17 protein-coding genes are annotated in these 17430 nt (G+C 54.9%); 10 read left to right on the forward strand and 7 right to left on the reverse strand.

Annotation, left to right across the window (positions count from 1 at the left end; translation table 11 throughout):
* Window positions 1-189: 189 nt before the first annotated feature.
* The 4 genes from LZP96_RS17350 (at window position 190) to LZP96_RS17365 (ending at window position 4589) form a co-directional block, all read left to right on the forward strand.
* A complete protein-coding gene (locus LZP96_RS17350) occupies window positions 190-1620 on the forward strand; it encodes a 6-phospho-beta-glucosidase (RefSeq protein WP_064326961.1) in 1431 nt (476 codons plus the stop codon).
* Between the two features lie 168 nt (window positions 1621-1788).
* Window positions 1789-2415: a uracil phosphoribosyltransferase gene (gene upp, locus LZP96_RS17355; protein ID WP_064326960.1), complete on the forward strand. Its 627-nt coding sequence runs from the start codon at window positions 1789-1791 to the stop codon at window positions 2413-2415.
* Between the two features lie 86 nt (window positions 2416-2501).
* A complete protein-coding gene (gene uraA / locus LZP96_RS17360; protein WP_064326959.1) occupies window positions 2502-3791 on the forward strand; it encodes a uracil permease in 1290 nt (429 codons plus the stop codon).
* A gap of 96 nt (window positions 3792-3887) precedes the next feature.
* Window positions 3888-4589: a DnaA inactivator Hda gene (locus LZP96_RS17365; RefSeq protein ID WP_230354138.1), complete on the forward strand. Its 702-nt coding sequence runs from the start codon at window positions 3888-3890 to the stop codon at window positions 4587-4589.
* 17 nt (window positions 4590-4606) lie between these two features.
* Here LZP96_RS17365 and LZP96_RS17370 read toward each other — a convergent pair whose 3' ends face one another.
* Genes LZP96_RS17370 through celB form a run of 3 tightly spaced genes read right to left on the reverse strand, consistent with a single transcriptional unit; the run spans window position 4607 to window position 8310 of the window.
* Window positions 4607-6031: a leucyl aminopeptidase family protein gene (locus LZP96_RS17370; RefSeq protein ID WP_064326957.1), complete on the reverse strand. Its 1425-nt coding sequence runs from the start codon at window positions 6029-6031 to the stop codon at window positions 4607-4609.
* A 2-nt stretch (window positions 6032-6033) separates the two neighbouring features.
* Window positions 6034-6987 carry a glycosylasparaginase gene (locus LZP96_RS17375; protein WP_064326956.1) on the reverse strand — a complete coding sequence of 318 codons (954 nt, stop codon included), beginning with the start codon at window positions 6985-6987 and terminating at the stop codon, window positions 6034-6036.
* A 3-nt stretch (window positions 6988-6990) separates the two neighbouring features.
* Window positions 6991-8310 carry a PTS cellobiose transporter subunit IIC gene (celB, locus tag LZP96_RS17380; protein ID WP_064326955.1) on the reverse strand — a complete coding sequence of 440 codons (1320 nt, stop codon included), beginning with the start codon at window positions 8308-8310 and terminating at the stop codon, window positions 6991-6993.
* 157 nt (window positions 8311-8467) lie between these two features.
* On the opposite strand from celB, the gene LZP96_RS17385 reads away from it, so the two are divergent.
* A complete protein-coding gene (locus LZP96_RS17385; RefSeq protein WP_064326954.1) occupies window positions 8468-9292 on the forward strand; it encodes a hypothetical protein in 825 nt (274 codons plus the stop codon).
* Here LZP96_RS17385 and arsC read toward each other — a convergent pair.
* Both arsC and bepA read right to left on the reverse strand, forming a co-directional pair.
* A complete protein-coding gene (gene arsC / locus LZP96_RS17390) occupies window positions 9289-9648 on the reverse strand; it encodes an arsenate reductase (glutaredoxin) (protein ID WP_064326953.1) in 360 nt (119 codons plus the stop codon). The genes LZP96_RS17385 and arsC overlap by 4 nt on opposite strands.
* A gap of 12 nt (window positions 9649-9660) precedes the next feature.
* Window positions 9661-11124, reverse strand: coding sequence for a beta-barrel assembly-enhancing protease (bepA, locus tag LZP96_RS17395; protein ID WP_064326952.1), 1464 nt, complete (start codon window positions 11122-11124; stop codon window positions 9661-9663).
* 220 nt (window positions 11125-11344) lie between these two features.
* Here bepA and LZP96_RS17400 point away from each other — a divergent pair, with 220 nt between their 5' ends.
* Window positions 11345-12409: an AI-2E family transporter gene (locus LZP96_RS17400; protein WP_064326951.1), complete on the forward strand. Its 1065-nt coding sequence runs from the start codon at window positions 11345-11347 to the stop codon at window positions 12407-12409.
* An 82-nt stretch (window positions 12410-12491) separates the two neighbouring features.
* Here LZP96_RS17400 and bcp read toward each other — a convergent pair whose 3' ends face one another.
* Together bcp and LZP96_RS17410 are read right to left on the reverse strand one after the other, a co-directional pair.
* Window positions 12492-12962, reverse strand: a complete 471-nt coding sequence (gene bcp / locus LZP96_RS17405) for a thioredoxin-dependent thiol peroxidase (protein ID WP_064326950.1) — start codon at window positions 12960-12962, stop codon at window positions 12492-12494.
* Complete coding sequence (locus tag LZP96_RS17410) at window positions 12962-13531, reverse strand: glycine cleavage system transcriptional repressor (protein ID WP_064326949.1); 570 nt, start codon at window positions 13529-13531, stop codon at window positions 12962-12964. The genes bcp and LZP96_RS17410 overlap by 1 nt, the downstream gene beginning before the upstream one ends.
* Before the next feature lie 144 nt (window positions 13532-13675).
* On the opposite strand from LZP96_RS17410, the gene dapA reads away from it, so the two are divergent.
* The 4 genes from dapA (at window position 13676) to ypfJ (ending at window position 17413) form a co-directional block, all read left to right on the forward strand.
* The gene (gene dapA / locus LZP96_RS17415) at window positions 13676-14554 is read left to right on the forward strand and encodes a 4-hydroxy-tetrahydrodipicolinate synthase (RefSeq protein ID WP_064326948.1); all 879 of its coding nucleotides are present in this window, start codon (window positions 13676-13678) and stop codon (window positions 14552-14554) included.
* Window positions 14555-14570: 16 nt separating this feature from the next.
* On the forward strand, window positions 14571-15605 hold the full coding sequence (bamC, locus tag LZP96_RS17420; RefSeq protein WP_064326947.1) for an outer membrane protein assembly factor BamC: 1035 nt from the start codon (window positions 14571-14573) through the stop codon (window positions 15603-15605).
* Between the two features lie 109 nt (window positions 15606-15714).
* The gene (purC, locus tag LZP96_RS17425; RefSeq protein WP_064326946.1) at window positions 15715-16428 is read left to right on the forward strand and encodes a phosphoribosylaminoimidazolesuccinocarboxamide synthase; all 714 of its coding nucleotides are present in this window, start codon (window positions 15715-15717) and stop codon (window positions 16426-16428) included.
* Window positions 16429-16549: 121 nt separating this feature from the next.
* Window positions 16550-17413 (forward strand): KPN_02809 family neutral zinc metallopeptidase, encoded by an 864-nt coding sequence (gene ypfJ / locus LZP96_RS17430; protein WP_064326945.1) that lies wholly within the window; start codon window positions 16550-16552, stop codon window positions 17411-17413.
* The last annotated feature ends 17 nt before the right edge of the window (window positions 17414-17430 follow it).

Below are 17430 nucleotides of genomic sequence, written 5' to 3' on the forward strand. Positions count from 1 at the left end.
ACGCAAGGAAAAAGAGGCGCGATATTTTTCTGACTCGACAAGAGGAAGCGGCAAACTTGACTCCGTTCACGAAAATGAAACCGGTTTCGGTAATGTGCTTGCAACAGCTAAGCGCATTGCACATGATTTCACTGAAACCGGTTTCTGTAACTGTTTTTGCAGAAAATAACGCAGAATGAGGGAATGAGAATGCCAGGATTTAAAGAAGGTTTTCTGTGGGGCGGTGCCGTTGCGGCGCACCAGCTGGAAGGCGGCTGGAAAGAGGGAGGAAAGGGCGTTAGCGTCGCGGACGTGATGACCGTCGGGGCGCACGGCGTGCCGCGTGAAATCACCGAGGGCGTTCTGCCCGGCAAAAATTACCCGAACCACGAGGCGATCGATTTCTACCATCGCTATAAAGAAGACATCAAACTCTTTGCCGAGATGGGGTTTAAATGTTTTCGTACCTCCATCGCCTGGACGCGTCTCTTCCCGAATGGCGATGAGCAGGAGCCTAACGAAGCCGGTCTGCAATTTTATGATGACCTGTTTGATGAGTGCCTGAAACACGGCATCGAACCGGTTATCACGCTCTCACACTTTGAGATGCCTTTCCATCTGGTTACCGAGTACGGCGGCTGGCGTAACCGTAAGCTGATTGATTTCTTTGTCCGTTTCGCGACGGTCGCGTTTGAACGTTACCAGCACAAAGTGAAATACTGGATGACCTTCAATGAAATCAATAATCAGGCGAATTTCCACGAAGATTTTGCGCCGTTTACGAACTCTGGCCTGCGCTATGCGCCGGGAGAAGATCGCGAACCGGTGATGTTCCAGGCCGCGCACTACGAGCTGGTCGCAAGCGCACTGGCAGTAAAAGCCGGTCGCGAAATCAATCCAGCGTTAAAGATTGGCTGCATGATTGCGATGTGCCCGATCTATCCCCTCAGCTGTGCGCCAAACGACGTGATGATGGCGATGAATGCCATGCATCGTCGCTACTGGTTCACCGACGTGCATGTTCGCGGGCATTATCCGCAGCATCTGCTGAATTACTTCGAGCGCCGTGGGTTTGACCTGGATATCACTGAGGACGATATTGCCGCCCTGAAGCAGGGCTGCGTCGATTACATCGGCTTCAGCTATTACATGTCGTTTGCCACCAAAGCGATGGCGGACAACCCGGAGCTTCATTACGACGAAAGCAAAAGCCTGGTCTCAAACCCGTACGTGCAGAAATCGGACTGGGGCTGGCAGATTGATCCGGTCGGTCTGCGTTACTCCCTGAACTGGTTCTGGGATCACTATCAGCTTCCCCTCTTTATCGTCGAAAACGGTTTTGGCGCGATTGACGTGCAGGAGAGCGATGGCACGGTGAACGACCAGTACCGCATCGATTATCTTGCGGCGCACATCCGCGAGATGAAAAAGGCCGTCATGGAAGACGGAGTCGATCTGATGGGCTACACCCCGTGGGGCTGTATCGATCTGGTCTCTGCCGGCACCGGCGAAATGAAAAAACGCTACGGCTTTATTTTTGTTGATAAAGATAACGAGGGCAACGGCACGCTGAACCGCAGCAAGAAGAGATCCTTTGAGTGGTATCAGCAGGTTATTGCCAGTAACGGCGACAACCTGTAAGCGCCAGCGAGCAGAACCCCACGCATAAACCGGAGCTTGCACTCCGGTTTTTTTTTGCTTAAATCACTTTGGTTGATCGCAGTCAAGTAAGATGGGTATGGCGCACTCCGAAAAAAGCGGTATAATCCGGCGATTTTTTTGCGGTAGACACCTCAGAGGAGAATAAGAATGAAGATTGTGGAAGTGAAGCACCCACTCGTTAAACACAAGCTGGGCCTGATGCGTGAGCATGACATCAGCACGAAGCGTTTTCGCGAACTGGCCTCTGAAGTAGGAAGCTTACTGACTTACGAAGCAACCTCCGATCTGGAAACAGAAAAGGTGACCATCGAGGGCTGGAACGGCCCGGTACAGGTTGAGCAGATCAAAGGCAAAAAAATCACCGTTGTGCCTATCCTTCGCGCCGGTCTTGGCATGATGGAAGGTGTGCTGGAGCACGTTCCAAGCGCACGCATCAGCGTTGTCGGTGTTTACCGTGACGAAGAGACGCTGGAGCCGGTTCCTTACTTCCAGAAGCTGGTTTCAAACATTGACGAGCGTATGGCGCTGGTCGTTGACCCGATGCTGGCTACCGGCGGTTCAATGATTGCCACGATCGATCTGCTGAAAAATGCAGGCTGCAGCAGCATTAAGGTGCTGGTACTGGTTGCCGCGCCGGAAGGTATTGCAGCACTTGAGAAAGCCCACCCGGACGTCGAACTCTATACCGCGTCTGTTGACCAGGGGCTGAATGAGCACGGGTACATTATCCCGGGGCTGGGCGATGCCGGCGACAAGATTTTTGGTACGAAGTGATTGAATAATGATAAAGAAGCCGACTTTGATAGTCGGCTTTTTTTTGAATAAAACACAAACAACCCAACACATTTAAGGAACACACTATGACGCGCCGTACTATCGGGGTGAGTGAAAGACCGCCACTTTTACAGACGATCCCGCTTAGTTTGCAGCACCTGTTCGCCATGTTTGGCGCGACCGTGCTGGTGCCAATCCTGTTTCACATCAACCCGGCCACCGTACTGCTGTTCAACGGTGTCGGAACGCTGCTCTATCTCTTTATCTGTAAGGGCAAAATTCCGGCATATCTGGGCTCCAGCTTTGCCTTTATCTCCCCGGTCTTACTGCTGCTGCCGCTGGGGTATGAGGTCGCGCTGGGCGGGTTTATCATGTGCGGCGTGTTGTTCTGCCTGGTCTCCTTTATTGTGAAAAAGGCCGGGACCGGCTGGCTGGACGTGATGTTCCCGCCTGCGGCTATGGGCGCAATCGTTGCCGTCATCGGCCTGGAACTCGCAGGCGTGGCGGCGAATATGGCGGGCCTGTTACCCGCTGAAGGCCAGGCGCCGGACTCTAAAACCATTATCATCTCGCTGGTGACGCTGGGTGTGACCGTCTTTGGTTCCGTCCTGTTCCGCGGATTTTTGGCAATCATCCCGATTCTGATTGGCGTGCTTGCGGGTTATGCGCTTTCCTTTGCCATGGGCGTGGTGGATACCTCTCCGATTGCAGAGGCGCACTGGTTTGCGCTGCCTACCTTCTATACCCCGCGTTTCGAGTGGTTTGCGATTTTCACCATTTTGCCTGCGGCGCTGGTCGTCATTGCTGAACATGTGGGCCATCTGGTGGTGACGGCGAACATCGTTAAAAAAGATCTGATTCGCGATCCCGGCCTGCATCGCTCCATGTTTGCGAATGGCCTGTCGACCATGATTTCCGGTTTCTTTGGCTCCACGCCAAACACCACCTACGGTGAGAATATCGGCGTGATGGCAATAACCCGCGTCTACAGTACCTGGGTGATTGGTGGCGCGGCGATTTTTGCGATTCTGCTCTCCTGCGTCGGTAAGCTGGCGGCCGCGATCCAAATTATCCCGGTTCCGGTGATTGGCGGTGTCTCGCTTTTACTGTACGGCGTTATCGGGGCATCCGGTATTCGCGTATTGATTGAATCAAAAGTGGACTACAACAAAACCCAGAACCTGATTCTGACCTCGGTGATCCTGATCATCGGCGTGAGCGGCGCGAAGGTGCATATCGGGGCCGCCGAACTGAAAGGCATGGCGCTGGCCACCATCGTTGGCGTGGGTCTGAGCCTGATCTTCAAGCTGATCTCCGTTTTGCGCCCGGAAGAAGAGATTCTGGACGCAAACGACAGCGAAAGACCGGCACCGTGATCCTGTTACCGGGCGGACGATCCGCCCGGTTCTCTCCTTGCAGGTTCCGTGCTAAACTCATCGCCGATTTTATGTGAGACCTTGATCGAGGTATTTCTGAACGGACCGGCACAGCTCTCTTTGCCACTTTATCTTCCTGACGACGAAACTTTTGCGAGTTTCTGGCCGGGCGATAACCCCTCTTTACTGGCCGCACTGCAAAACGTGCTGCGTCAGGAACATAGCGGTTACATCTATATCTGGGCACGCGAAGGCGCGGGGCGCAGCCATCTGCTGCATGCCGCCTGTGCCGAACTGTCTCAGCGCGGTGACGCCGTGGGCTATGTTCCGCTGGATAAACGCACCTGGTTTGTGCCGGAAGTGCTCGACGGGATGGAACACCTTTCGCTGGTATGCATCGATAATATTGAATGCATCGCAGGGGATGAGATGTGGGAAATGGCGATGTTCAATCTCTATAACCGGATCCTGGAGTCGGGCAAAACCCGCCTGCTGATCACCGGCGATCGCCCACCACGCCAGCTTAACCTTGGCTTGCCGGATCTGGCCTCCCGCCTCGACTGGGGGCAAATTTACAAACTCCAGCCGTTATCGGATGAAGACAAACTCCAGGCGCTGCAACTGCGTTCTCGTCTGCGCGGCTTTGAACTGCCGGAAGATGTCGGGCGTTTTCTGTTAAAACGCCTCGACCGCGAAATGCGCACTCTATTCGATACGCTCGATCAGCTTGACCATGCCTCTATTACCGCCCAGCGCAAGCTGACCATACCGTTCGTTAAAGAGACGCTCCGGCTGTAAATCCGCCGGGCAAAATCTCACGCCATATCCGCCAGCAAATGCGTTATCAACAGCGGAACAGGCCTGCCCGAGGCTACGCTTCTGCCTTGCTCGCGCCATAACGCGGTGCCGCTGATGTCGAGATGCGCCCAGGGGATCGAAGCCGGGCAGAAATGGTGCAGCAGCCACGCAGCAGAAGCGCTAATCGCTGCATTGTTGGTGGGCGTATTGCACAGATCGGCGATAGCGCTGTCGGTTTGTTTGCGCAGTCGGGCATCCAGCGGCAGGGACCATACTTCATCCCCGCACCGTTTACCGGCCTCCGTGAGCGCACGACGCAGCGGTTCGTCCTGAGTCATTAATCCACTGAGTTCATACCCCAGCGCCTTGACCACCGCGCCGGTCAAGGTAGCCATATCGATGATAAAGCGCGCCTGCGGATGGCGCTGGCTGGCCCAGGCGATAGCATCCGCCAGCACCAGCCGCCCTTCAGCATCGGTATTGTTGATTTCAACCGTCAGGCCGTTACAGGCGCGGGCTACCGTGCCGGGCTGCATAGCATCCGGCCCGATGGCATTTTCGGCCAGGGCGAGCACGCCCATCATGCGAACCGGCAATTGCAGCTCTGCGGCAGCCAGCATTAGGCCCAGCACGTTCGCCGCACCGCACATATCGTATTTCATGGTGTACATGCCCGCGCCTTCTTTCAGCCACAGGCCGCCAGTATCGAAGGTAATGCCTTTGCCTACGTAGCAGCGCACTGGTCCATCCGTCACCCCGTCGTAATGAATGGCCATCAGACGCGGCGGGCAATTTGCGCCTTTCCCGACGGCGTTGAGCAAGCCAAGGCCTTGCTCAACGATCGCTTTTTCATCGAGCACTTCGCAGCGCAGGGCGGGGAAGGCGGCGCAGAGGCGTTGTGCCTCTTCAACGACAAACTGCGGCGTACACAGATCGGAAGGCAGATCGGCCAGGCGTCGTGCGGCGATCATGCCATGGGCGATCGCGCGTTGCTGGCTCACGATCGGCTTCAGGCGATCTTCCTGATCTCGTTGGCATAACACCGAGATATGACGGATACGGATCGCCTTTTCGTCCGGCTGTTTAAGCTGCAAATCACTCAACCGGTGTGCCTGGTTAAACAGAAAACGCAGCAGTTGTACCAGCACGGTATCGTCAATGGCGCTCACATCGATAATGATGCTTTCGCTGACTGGTGATGCCAGCAGGGGACGTAGCGCGTTAATCAGCTCCCCGGTCAGGTTGTCGTACCACAGTTCGTCTGGCAGCAAGGTGAGACGCGCGAAAGGCGCACAGCCAAAACGGGTATCGCAGATTCCCTGATGTCCGCGCATCTCACGGATTAACGCCGTGTCAGGCAGGCAGGGGCTGGACGGTGGGGCAATAAAGTGGCTTTCTGACCTGGCGTGTGAAAGGTCATTAACCAGCTGACAGGTCATCATGATTATTCCTCTATTGGCGCACGGATGCGGGTTGCATAAGCCTGCATCCATGCTTCGTCGACCGCGTGATAATGGGTTTTTTCCTGCTGGCGTTCGGTGCGGTAGACCGTCAGGGGCTGTTGCGCCGTCGCCACCACGAAGGAGAAGGTTTTGATATTGGTGGCAGCACCAAATTCACCCCTGTTATTCATACACACCACCGACAGGTCGCCGACGCGGCCAAAGCGTGACATCAGTTTGTCTTCCAGCTCGAACACCACCGAATCAGCCGCCTGCTGCGGGGACATCCCCTGCGCCATCCGACGCACGATTTCATAGCTGACGCAGCCTTTCATTAAATCTTCACCGACGCCCGTGGCCGTGGCGGCGCCCGTCTCGCTGTCACAGTAAAATCCTGAACCGATAATGGGTGAATCGCCAAGCCGGCCCCGTTTTTTCATAAACAGGCCGCTGGTTGACGTCGCCACGCTCATGGAGCCGTGATTATCAAGCCCGATGATGCCCACGGTATCGTGCCCGTCATACGGGCTAAGACCTTTATCCAGCGTTTCGCGGCAACGCTTGCGATAGTGCTGCATGGCGCGGTCGGTCAGCATCACTTTCTCTTCGAATCCCTGGCTGAGCGCCCATTCCCGCGCGCCCTGGCCGACCATCAGGCTGTTATAGCGTTGACGGCTTAATGCCCGCGCGACGCGCACCGGGTTGGCGATGTCCACCAGGTTCCCGACGGCACCGAAAGCCAGCGTGTCGCCATCCATATATGCCGCATCCAGCTCGACCTCGCCGTTTTCGGTGGGCAGCCCGCCGTAGCCGACGGATTTGTAAAATGGAAAGTCTTCAACGGCCGCAACGGCATCGACGACCGCCTGAGAGACCGGCTCTCCCGCCGCCAGCGCGGACGCGGATTCGGTAACGCCTTCCAGCGCCATTCGCCAGGTCGCGATAATTCCCCACATGGTTTACTCCTGTTTAGCCAGCGTGGTTTCGGTTGACGTCGCGGAAGCAATCTCCGCGGCGCGGTACTGTTTATCAAGGATGCGCATAAAGGGCAGATAGAGCATGGCGCCAATCAGCAGGTTCAAAAGCTGCATCACGCTACCGCTGATATGCCCGGTGACGATAAAGCCACTGATAACGGGGGGGAGTGTCCAGGGAATAAAGACCCCGGTGGTGACCGCCACGGCGCCAAGCTTCATGGCCGCATACTGCACCGTGACCAGCACCAGCGGCACCAGATTGAATGGGATAAGCATGATGGGGTTCATGATCACCGGCAGACCAAACAAAATCGGCTCGTTGATATTAAATACCGACGCACCCGCGCCCAGTCTGGCGACTTCGCGCATATTTTTACTGCGGGCAAACAGCAGCATTGCAATCACCAGCGACAAGGTGGCCCCCGCGCCGCCCATCCAGATCATGTCAAAAAACTGCTCGGTGATGATGTGCGGCGGCGTGGTACCCGCCTGAATAGCGGCAATATTATCGGTCTGGTTTTCCATCCACAGCGGACGAATGATGCCGTTTATCATGGAGCCGGAGTTAATCCCCACGGACCACAAAATGGTGATACTGAAAACCGTCATCAGAGCGCCGAAATACGAGGTACCGTAATGGCGAACCGGTGTCGCCACGACGTCATAGATGAATTGATGGATAGTGTGGTAGTGGGTATTTTCAAAGACGATGCGGACGATGAGCACCAGAATCATCACCAGCAGAGCTGGGATCAGCGCCGCGAAGGACTCCTGTACGGCGGGAGGCACACCGTCGGGCATTTTGATGACCAGATTTTTACGTTTCAGCCAGCAGAACAGCTCCGTCCAGAGCAGTGAGCCAATCATGGCGACAAATAATCCTTTGCTGCCAATCCACTCAACCGGCATCACCGTAATTCCGCCATTCTCGGCGACCTTAATGAAAGGGGTGAGGATCAGGAAGCTCACCAGCGCCAGGATTCCGCACGAAATGCGGTCTTCACCATAATGCTCTGCCAGCCTGAAGGCCACCAGGAAGCTGATAAACAGCGACATGGTAGAGAACACCGCATTGAACGGGATCTCAATGATGGCGCTCCAGCTTTCACCAAAGGCCTGAGACATAAATTGCTGGTAGGTCTGATTGGGGAACGAGGAGATCACCAGTAAAATCGACCCTACGATAATAAATGGCATGAATGATACGTATGCGCCACGAATGGCGCCGAGATGCCGCTGCTGCGCCGTTTTAGCCGCCAGAGGCATCAGTTTTGCTTCAAGAAATCCCAGAACATTGTTCATTGTGAACTCCGTACAAGATTGAGTAATGAGGTTGTGTTATTGCTGAGGATTATCAGTGAAGCGCGACGTTCAAAAGGTGAAATAGCTCACAATGTCATCGCTGTTCATATATAAATCTCATAAGATTGGTTATCGGAGTTAAACGGGACGGTTCACGATGGAAATCAAACTGCATGCCAATGCGACGACAACGCCACGAATTCGTCGCTATCTTCAGGAGTCGACCAGAAGCGACCGTGAGCTCTCAGCAGAGTTAGGGATTTCGGTGACCACGGTCCGGCGCTGGCGAAAGCGGGAGCAGGTTTCTGATAACCACACCACGCCAAAGGTGATACACAAAGCACTGAGACAAGAGCAGGTGGTGTTGATAAATGCGCTGCGGGAGTGCCTTGCCGTCCCGCTGGACGATCTTTTACAGCTGGTGAACGACGGGCTGGGTATTTCGGTTTCGCGGGCCACGCTGAACCGCTATCTCAAACCGGTAGCAAAAGAGCGCCAGGGAGGGATGCAGAGGGGCATTAAAGCGTTAAAAGCAGGCCGCCGGCCCACTCATCTTGTGTTACACCATCTGCCTCTTTCGCTGCATATGGATGACGGCGGCGAACAGCATTTGTTGTGGGCCCGGGAACCGATCAGCGGCTGGTGTTTTGCCCGGCTCTATGCAGGTATTTCGCCGCAGCTTATGTCCCACTGGGCACGAGACGTGATGGCTGCCTGTCCGGCTGATATACAATCTGCTGAGACTATTGGCCTGGATCTGTCGTCTGCCGCACTGGGCATCGCGCTTCAACATGCTCCGGCACCGCAACGGGCGGTCCAGGTTCCCGTGCCGCTGGGCGAGATTATCCCCCGGCTCAACGATGAGCCCGTCAATCAGCTGCTGGAACGGATCTGTGGTTTTTATAATCTGGGCAAAGCGCAGAAAAAACTGGGAGACAGGACGCCGCAGGCGTTTCTCGACGCGCTGCGGCACAACGATTAGTTGAGCAGTTCGAGGACATCTTCCGGTGGGCGGCCAATACGGGCTTTCCCGTTTGCAACGACAATCGGACGCTCAATGAGCTTCGGATTTTCGACCATAGCCTTAATCAGTTCGTCTTCGGTGAGATGGCTGTCGTCCAGATGGAGATGCTTATAGAGATCTTCTTTCTTGCGCATCAGGTCACGAGCGCTGGCCATGCCCAGCTGGCTCAGCAGCGCGCGAATCGTCCGGGCATCGGGCGGCGTGTCCAGATAGAGTATGACCTCGGGCTCAATGCCGTTTGATTTCAGCAGGCTCAGCGTGTCGCGACTCTTGGAACAGCGCGGGTTGTGATAGATTTTTATCGCGTCTGACATACGTTCTCCTTTTTACATCTTTTCATACGGCTTGAAGCGTTGCTGTAGACTGCGCAACTGATCGATACGCGCGTCATAACGCGCCTGTTGCAGGCTCCCCAGTTTCACCTGTGAGCTGGCGCTGCTGAGCAAGGATATCGACTGATCGAGCCTGCCCACGAGAGCAAAGCCTTCTGCCCGCGCGGCAAGTTCCTGATCGCGATTGCCCAACTGCGCTTCGGCCTGTGCCAGCAGATCCCAGCCGTTGGGGTCGTCTTTATAGGTAAAGGTATAGCGGTTCAGGATGGTGGCGGCCTCTTTGGCCTGTCCGCCCTGTAAGTAAGCGTTCGCCAGATTGAGTTGCAGCACCGGATTGGTGCGCAGATCTTTGGCATTCTTCAGGCGGTTAATCGCATCGGCGGTTTTCTTCTGGCCGAGATCGATATCGGTGGACAGATCGAGGTACCACGGGTTATTCGCATCGGCAGCCAGCATGGGCTGAAGCGCTTTGCGTGCTTCATCATACCGATTGGCCTCCATTGCCTGTAACGCCCGGCCATATTTCGCGGCGTTCTGCTCGCGGACATTGCCTTTTTCCAGCGCATCAAGCAGATCGTTGGTCAGCTGGTTACGTCCGGAATTGTACATCCCCAGCGTTCTGACCTTCGCCATGTAAAAATCCTGGGAAGACTGCACGACAACCGGGCGCATCTGGTTTGCGCGGTTGCGCGCGTCGGACAGGCGGCTTTCGGGCAGAGGGTGGGTCAGCAAAATCTCGGGCGGACGCGTAGAGTATCGCGCCTGATCGAGCAGTTTTTCCAGGAATGTGGGCATTGCCTGCGGATCAAAGCCTGCGCGCTGCAACACCTGAATACCGATGCGGTCGGCTTCCTGTTCGTTCTGTTGGGTAAAGCTGATCATGCCCTGACGCGTCCCTGCCAGGGTGCCGGTGAGCGCCGCCATCCCGGCCTGCGGGCTGGCCATTGCCAGTAAAATGGAGCCAAGCGCCCCCACCCAGGTGAGCGGGGCGTTACGCTTTTGGTCTTCCATTGCGCGGGCCAGGTGGCGCTGGGTCACGTGCGAGATTTCGTGAGCCATGACCGAGGCCAGCTGGCTTTCGTTATCGGCATAGCGGAATAACGCCGAATGCAGCACCACATTGCCGCCAAAAAAGGCGAAGGCGTTGATTTCGTCATTATTAATTAAATAGAAGTGGAAGGGCGTTTTGACTGAATTAGCATGGGCCACAAGGCGCATGCCTAAACCGTTAATGTATTGCACCAGGAGCGGGTCATTGATCAGCGGCGCACTGCCGCGCAGCTGGCGCACATAGAAATCACCCATCTGCATTTCCTGTCCGATGGAGAGCGTGCTTCCTGCTGAGGTACCCATATCCGGCAAAGTATCGAACGAGTCAGCGAAGGCTGGCATCATCTGACCGACGGTCAGTGCGGCGATAAGCGTTGCCGCCAGAGTTTTTTTCAATTGCCTGAACATAACCTCTGCCCTGTATATTGGATGTGCTAATTTGACCGATGAACCGACATAACGTTCACCTTCCACTGCTCTGCGAGTGTAGCCGTGTTAGCGCATGAAGAAAATCCCATCCGCGTGCTTTTACGAAACGTGACGCAAAGGCAAAAAGCGAAAGTCTTTTATGTGACAGTTAGATACAATTCACCTCTCACTCCCGCCATCCGATTCAGGGAAGGGTTGTATGCTCGAAATGTTAAAGCAGTGGTATCGGCGTCGTTTTAGCGATCCCGAGGCGATTGCGCTGTTAGTTATTCTGGTTGCCGGGTTCGGAATCCTTTTCTTCTTTAGTGGTCTGTTAGCCCCGCTGCTGGTGGCTATCGTGCTGGCTTATCTGCTTGAGTGGCCCACGGTCAGGCTGGAGAGAATTGGCTGCTCACGGCGCTGGGCAACCAGCATTGTGCTGGTCTTCTTTGTGGGGATCCTCCTGCTGATGTCGTTTGTGGTCCTGCCTGTGGCCTGGCAGCAGGGCATTTACCTCATTCGCGACATGCCGGGTATGCTGAATAAACTCTCTGATTTTGCCGCCACGCTGCCGCGCCGTTACCCGGCGCTGATGGATGCGGGGATCATTGATGCCATGGCAGAAAACATGCGCGCCCGCATCATGACGATGGGGGATTCTGTGGTGAAATACTCTCTGGCATCACTGGTGGGCCTGTTAACGCTGGCCGTTTATCTGGTGCTGGTGCCCCTGATGGTCTTCTTCCTCGTGAAGGACAAAGAACAGATGCTGAATGCCGTTCGCCGCATCCTGCCGCGTAACCGTGGCCTGGCGGGGCAGGTCTGGAAGGAGATGAATCAGCAGATCACCAACTATATTCGCGGTAAAGTGCTGGAGATGATTGTGGTCGGCGTGGCGACGTGGATAGGCTTCCTGATCTTTGGCCTCAACTATTCACTTCTGCTGGCCGTGCTGGTGGGCTTCTCCGTATTGATTCCCTATATCGGCGCATTTGTTGTGACCCTTCCGGTGGTCGGCGTGGCGCTGTTCCAGTTTGGGCTGGGAACGGAGTTCTGGAGTTGCTTTGCGGTCTACCTGATTATTCAAGGGTTGGATGGTAATTTGCTGGTGCCGGTGCTGTTCTCAGAAGCCGTGAACCTGCATCCGCTGGTCATTATCCTGTCGGTGGTGATCTTTGGCGGGCTGTGGGGATTCTGGGGCGTGTTCTTCGCCATTCCGCTGGCGACGCTGATTAAGGCGGTGGTACATGCCTGGCCAGACGTTCCGGCGGTGGAAGAAACGTAAACAGGGTGCTCAATAACCCCTCTTTCGTGGGAGAGTGAGCAAACATGAAAAACGGCAACCTGGGTTGCCGTTTTGCTTTTTATTACGCGTTTTCTTTCAACCACTTCAACACCACGTCGTGGTGATTGCTGGTTTTGAAGTCATCAAACACGTGCTCAACTTTACCGTCCGCATCGATCAGGAAGCTGATGCGATGAATGCCGTCGTAGGTTTTACCCATAAAGGTTTTTTCACCCCAGACGCCAAACTGCTCGCAAACCTGATGGTCTTCGTCCGAGAGCAAGGTAAAGTTCAGCACCTCTTTTTCAGCGAAGCGTGATAACTTTTCTGGCTTGTCGGTGCTGATACCCAGCACATCCACGCCGGCTTTTTTCAAATCGTCCATGTTATCGCGTAGTCCGCACGCTTGTACGGTACAGCCTGGCGTCATGGCTTTTGGGTAGAAATAGACCAGAACACGCTGTCCCTGGAAGTCGGCCAAATTTACTTGCTCGCCGTCTTGATCGGGCAGGCTAAATTTCGGTGCAAGGTCACCGGCTTTCAGATGATTCATTACGCAACTCCATCCTGTTCATGCTGGGAATAATTGACGACGTTAATACTGCCTTGTGCGTTGAGTTCTGTACAGAGCGCTTTGAAGGCTTGCTCGATATTTGATGCATCCTGTGAAGCAGGACTGTGCGCCGTAATCTGAATAAAGAGCGTGGGCAGGGCGTCACTGTCGCCGGGGTGCGTGCGGGAAACCAGCTCGGCAATATTCATCTGATGGCTATCAAAAAGAGCCGTGAAACGTTCAACCAGATGCGGCGAGTCAGCGACCTCAACCTGCACCCAGACGGTGGCGGGCATGGCTGGACGCGGGCGGGCATTGGTGCGCTTCATGACGATCAGTAAATCCATCTCCGCGCCTTTAAGCGGCAGGGTTGATTCAATCAGCGTAATGGCATTCCACGTCCCGGAAAGTAACATGATAAACGTAAATTCTTCACCCAGCATGGCCAGCCGGCTGTCTTCGATATTACAGCCGCAGCTGCTAACGTGGCGGGTGATGGCGTTTACGATCCCCGCTCTGTCGGCACCCAGCGCAGTGATAACCAGGTAATGTTGTGATGAGGTTGTCAAACCTGTTCTTCCTATGCGTGGTTGAGTCTCATAAGGAAAGCATAAAAAAAACATGCATACAACCGCCTGAACGCCTTACGTCGCTTGCTTTTATTACAGTTCCAAACGTAACATTGAGAATCTTGTTTGCACAGAGGATGGCCCATGTTCACGGGAAGTATTGTTGCGATTGTTACGCCGATGGATGAGAAAGGTAATGTCTGTCGGTCAAGCCTGAAGAAACTGATTGATTATCATGTCGCCAACGGCACCTCGGCGATTGTTTCGGTAGGAACTACCGGTGAATCTGCCACCCTGAGCCACGAAGAGCACGGCGACGTGGTCATGATGACCGTTGAACTGGCTGACGGGCGTATCCCGGTCATTGCGGGTACGGGCGCAAACGCCACCGCAGAAGCCATCAGCCTGACCCAGCGTTTTAACAACAGCGGGATTGTAGGCTGCCTCACCGTGACGCCTTATTACAATCGTCCAACCCAGGAAGGGCTTTTCCAGCACTTCAAGGCCATCGCTGAACATACTGACTTGCCGCAAATCCTGTATAATGTGCCGTCGCGTACTGGCTGCGATATGCTGCCGGAAACCGTGGGTCGTCTCTCTAAAGTCAAAAATATTATCGCTATTAAAGAGGCTACAGGGAACTTAAGTCGTGTTCATCAGATCAAAGAGCTGGTTTCTGATGACTTTATCCTGCTGAGCGGCGATGATGCCACCTCGCTGGACTTTATGCAGCTTGGCGGCCATGGCGTGATTTCCGTTACCGCCAACATTGCAGCACGCGATATGGCTGAAATGTGCAAACTGGCAGCGGCGGGTCATTATGATGAAGCTCGCGTGATTAATCAGCGTCTGATGCCGCTGCATAATAAATTATTTGTCGAACCCAATCCGATCCCAGTGAAATGGGCATGTAAGGAGTTGGGACTTGTAGCGACCGATACGCTGCGTCTGCCGATGACCCCTATCACTGACCACGGTCGTGATGTGGTGGCCTCGGCGCTGAAGCATGCCGGTTTGCTGTAAAGTTTAGGGAGATTTGATGGCTTACTCAGTACAGAAGTCGCGCCTGGTAAAGGTTGCGGGTGTTTCGCTTGTTATGCTGCTCGCTGCCTGTAGTTCTGACTCGCGCTACAAGCGCCAGGTGAGCGGTGACGAATCCTATCTGGATGCGACGCCGCTAGCTGAACTTCATTCACCAGCTGGCATGATCCTGCCGATTCAAAACGGCGATTACAACATTCCGGTGACCAACGGTAGCGGTGCAGTCGGTAAAGCGCTTGATATTCGTCCGCCTGCGCAGCCTCTGGCGCTGGTGAGCGGTGCGCGCACCCAATTTACCGGGGATTCCGCAACGTTGCTGGTGGAAAATAGCCGCAACAGCACCCTTTGGCCGCAGGTTGTCAGCGTGCTACAGTCAAAAAATTACACCATTGACAAGCGTGACGACGCCAGCCAGACGCTGACCACAGACTGGATCCAATGGAGCCGTCTGGATGAAGACCAGCAGTACCGTGGTCGTTATCAAGTCTCTGTAAAACCACAGGGTTATCAGCAGGCCGTGACGGTTAAGCTGTTGAACCTGGAGCAGGCGGGTAAACCGGTTGCGGATGCAGCTTCTCTGCAGCGTTATAGCACCGAACTGCTGAACGTCATTGCGTCCGGTCTCGATAAGAACGCAACCGATGCGGCTAATGCCTCTCAGAATCGCAACGGCATCACCTTCGATGTACAGAGCGCGGCGGATGACACCGGTCTGCCAATGCTGGTGGTTCGTGCGCCGTTTAACCAGACCTGGCAACGTCTGCCTGCCACGCTTGAAAAAGTGGGCATGAAAGTGACCGACAGCACCCGTTCAACGGGCAGCATCACGGCAACCTACAAGCCGTTGTCGGACAGCGCATGGCAGGAGCTGGGTGCACGCGATCCAGAACTGGCGTCGGGCGATTACAAAATCCAGGTCGGCGACCTTGATAACCGCAGCAGCTTGCAGTTTATCGACCCGAAAGGTCACACGCTGACCCAGTCGCAGAACGATGCGCTGGTGGCCGTCTTCCAGGCCGCATTCAGCAAGTAAAATTGAGGGCTGGTTAATCCAGCCCTTTTTATTTTCGTGCTACGCAAACGTGTGCGTGGCATAATATTCCCAGTTTTGAATACATATCATCACACCAGGAGTAATGAAGATGCAGAAGCAAGCTGAGTTGTATCGTGGCAAAGCGAAGACCGTATACAGCACCGAAAACCCGGATCTGTTGGTGCTCGAGTTCCGCAATGATACGTCAGCAGGGGATGGCGCACGCATTGAGCAGTTCGATCGTAAGGGCATGGTGAACAACAAGTTCAACCATTTCATTATGAGCAAGCTGGCTGAAGCGGGTATTCCTACCCAGATGGAAGCGTTGCTGTCCGACACGGAATGTCTGGTTAAAAAACTGGATATGGTGCCGGTTGAGTGTGTCATTCGTAACCGCGCCGCAGGCTCACTGGTGAAGCGCCTGGGTATCGAAGAGGGCATCGAGCTTAACCCGCCGCTGTTTGATCTGTTCCTCAAAAACGATGAAATGCACGACCCGATGGTCAACGAATCCTACTGCGAAACCTTTGGCTGGGTGAGTAAAGAGAACCTGGCACGGATGCAGGAACTGACCTATAAAGCGAACGACGTGCTGAAAAAGCTGTTTGACGATGCGGGTCTGATCCTTGTCGACTTCAAGCTGGAGTTCGGGCTCTACAAAGGCGAAGTCGTGCTGGGTGATGAGTTCTCGCCGGACGGCAGCCGCCTGTGGGATAAAGAAACCCTCGATAAAATGGATAAAGACCGTTTCCGTCAGAGCCTGGGTGGCCTGATTGAAGCCTATGAAGCCGTCGCGCATCGTCTGGGCGTTAAACTCGACTGATTTTCCTCCGTTGCCAAAGGATGTGCGCATCCTTTGGCCTCTTACGCTTGTTTACTATGGTAATCCTGCCACTAACCGCCTACGATCACTCTATGACTGTTGGGATTGATTCGAGGTGTTTATGCGCTGGCAAGGGCGTCGTGAAAGTGACAATGTAGAAGACAGACGCAGTAGTGGCGGGCCGTCAATGGGCGGGGGCGGTTTTCGCTTACCCACCGGGAAAGGCGGTATCGTTCTTCTGGTCATTGTTCTGGTGGCAGGGTATTACGGGGTCGATCTCACCGGTTTAATGACGGGCGAGCCGATTCAACAACAGCAAACCTCCCAGCGTTCCATCAGCCCCGATGAAGATGAGGCCGCGAAATTCACCTCGGTCATTCTGGCTACCACCGAAGACTCCTGGAGCCAGCAGTTCGAAAAAATGGGCCGTACCTACCAGCAACCTAAGCTGGTGATGTATCGCGGTGCAACGCGCACCGGCTGCGGGACCGGTCAATCGGTGATGGGGCCGTTCTACTGCCCAGCCGACGGCACGGTATATATTGACCTCTCTTTCTATGACGACATGAAGCGCAAGCTAGGTGCCGACGGCGATTTCGCCCAGGGCTACGTTATCGCGCATGAGGTCGGTCATCATGTGCAAAAATTACTCGGTATCGAACCCAAAGTACGTCAGCTTCAGCAAAATGCCAGCCAGGCGGAAGTGAATCGTCTGTCGGTGCGTATGGAGCTGCAGGCAGACTGCTTTGCAGGCGTCTGGGGCAACAGTATGCAGCAGCAGGGCGTGCTGGAGACGGGCGATCTTGAAGAGGCGCTGAATGCCGCTCAGGCCATAGGCGACGATCGGCTTCAGCAGCAAAGCCAGGGGCGCGTCGTGCCAGACAGCTTCACGCACGGGACCTCTGAACAGCGTTACAGCTGGTTCAAACGGGGCTTCACCAGCGGCGACCCGGCGCAGTGCAATACCTTCGGTAAAGAGCTGTAGTTTTGCTCGTCAGGGAG

Origin of the sequence: Huaxiibacter chinensis (genome assembly GCF_022171985.1) — a bacterium.
Taxonomy (GTDB): Bacteria; Pseudomonadota; Gammaproteobacteria; order Enterobacterales; family Enterobacteriaceae; genus Enterobacter; species Enterobacter chinensis_A.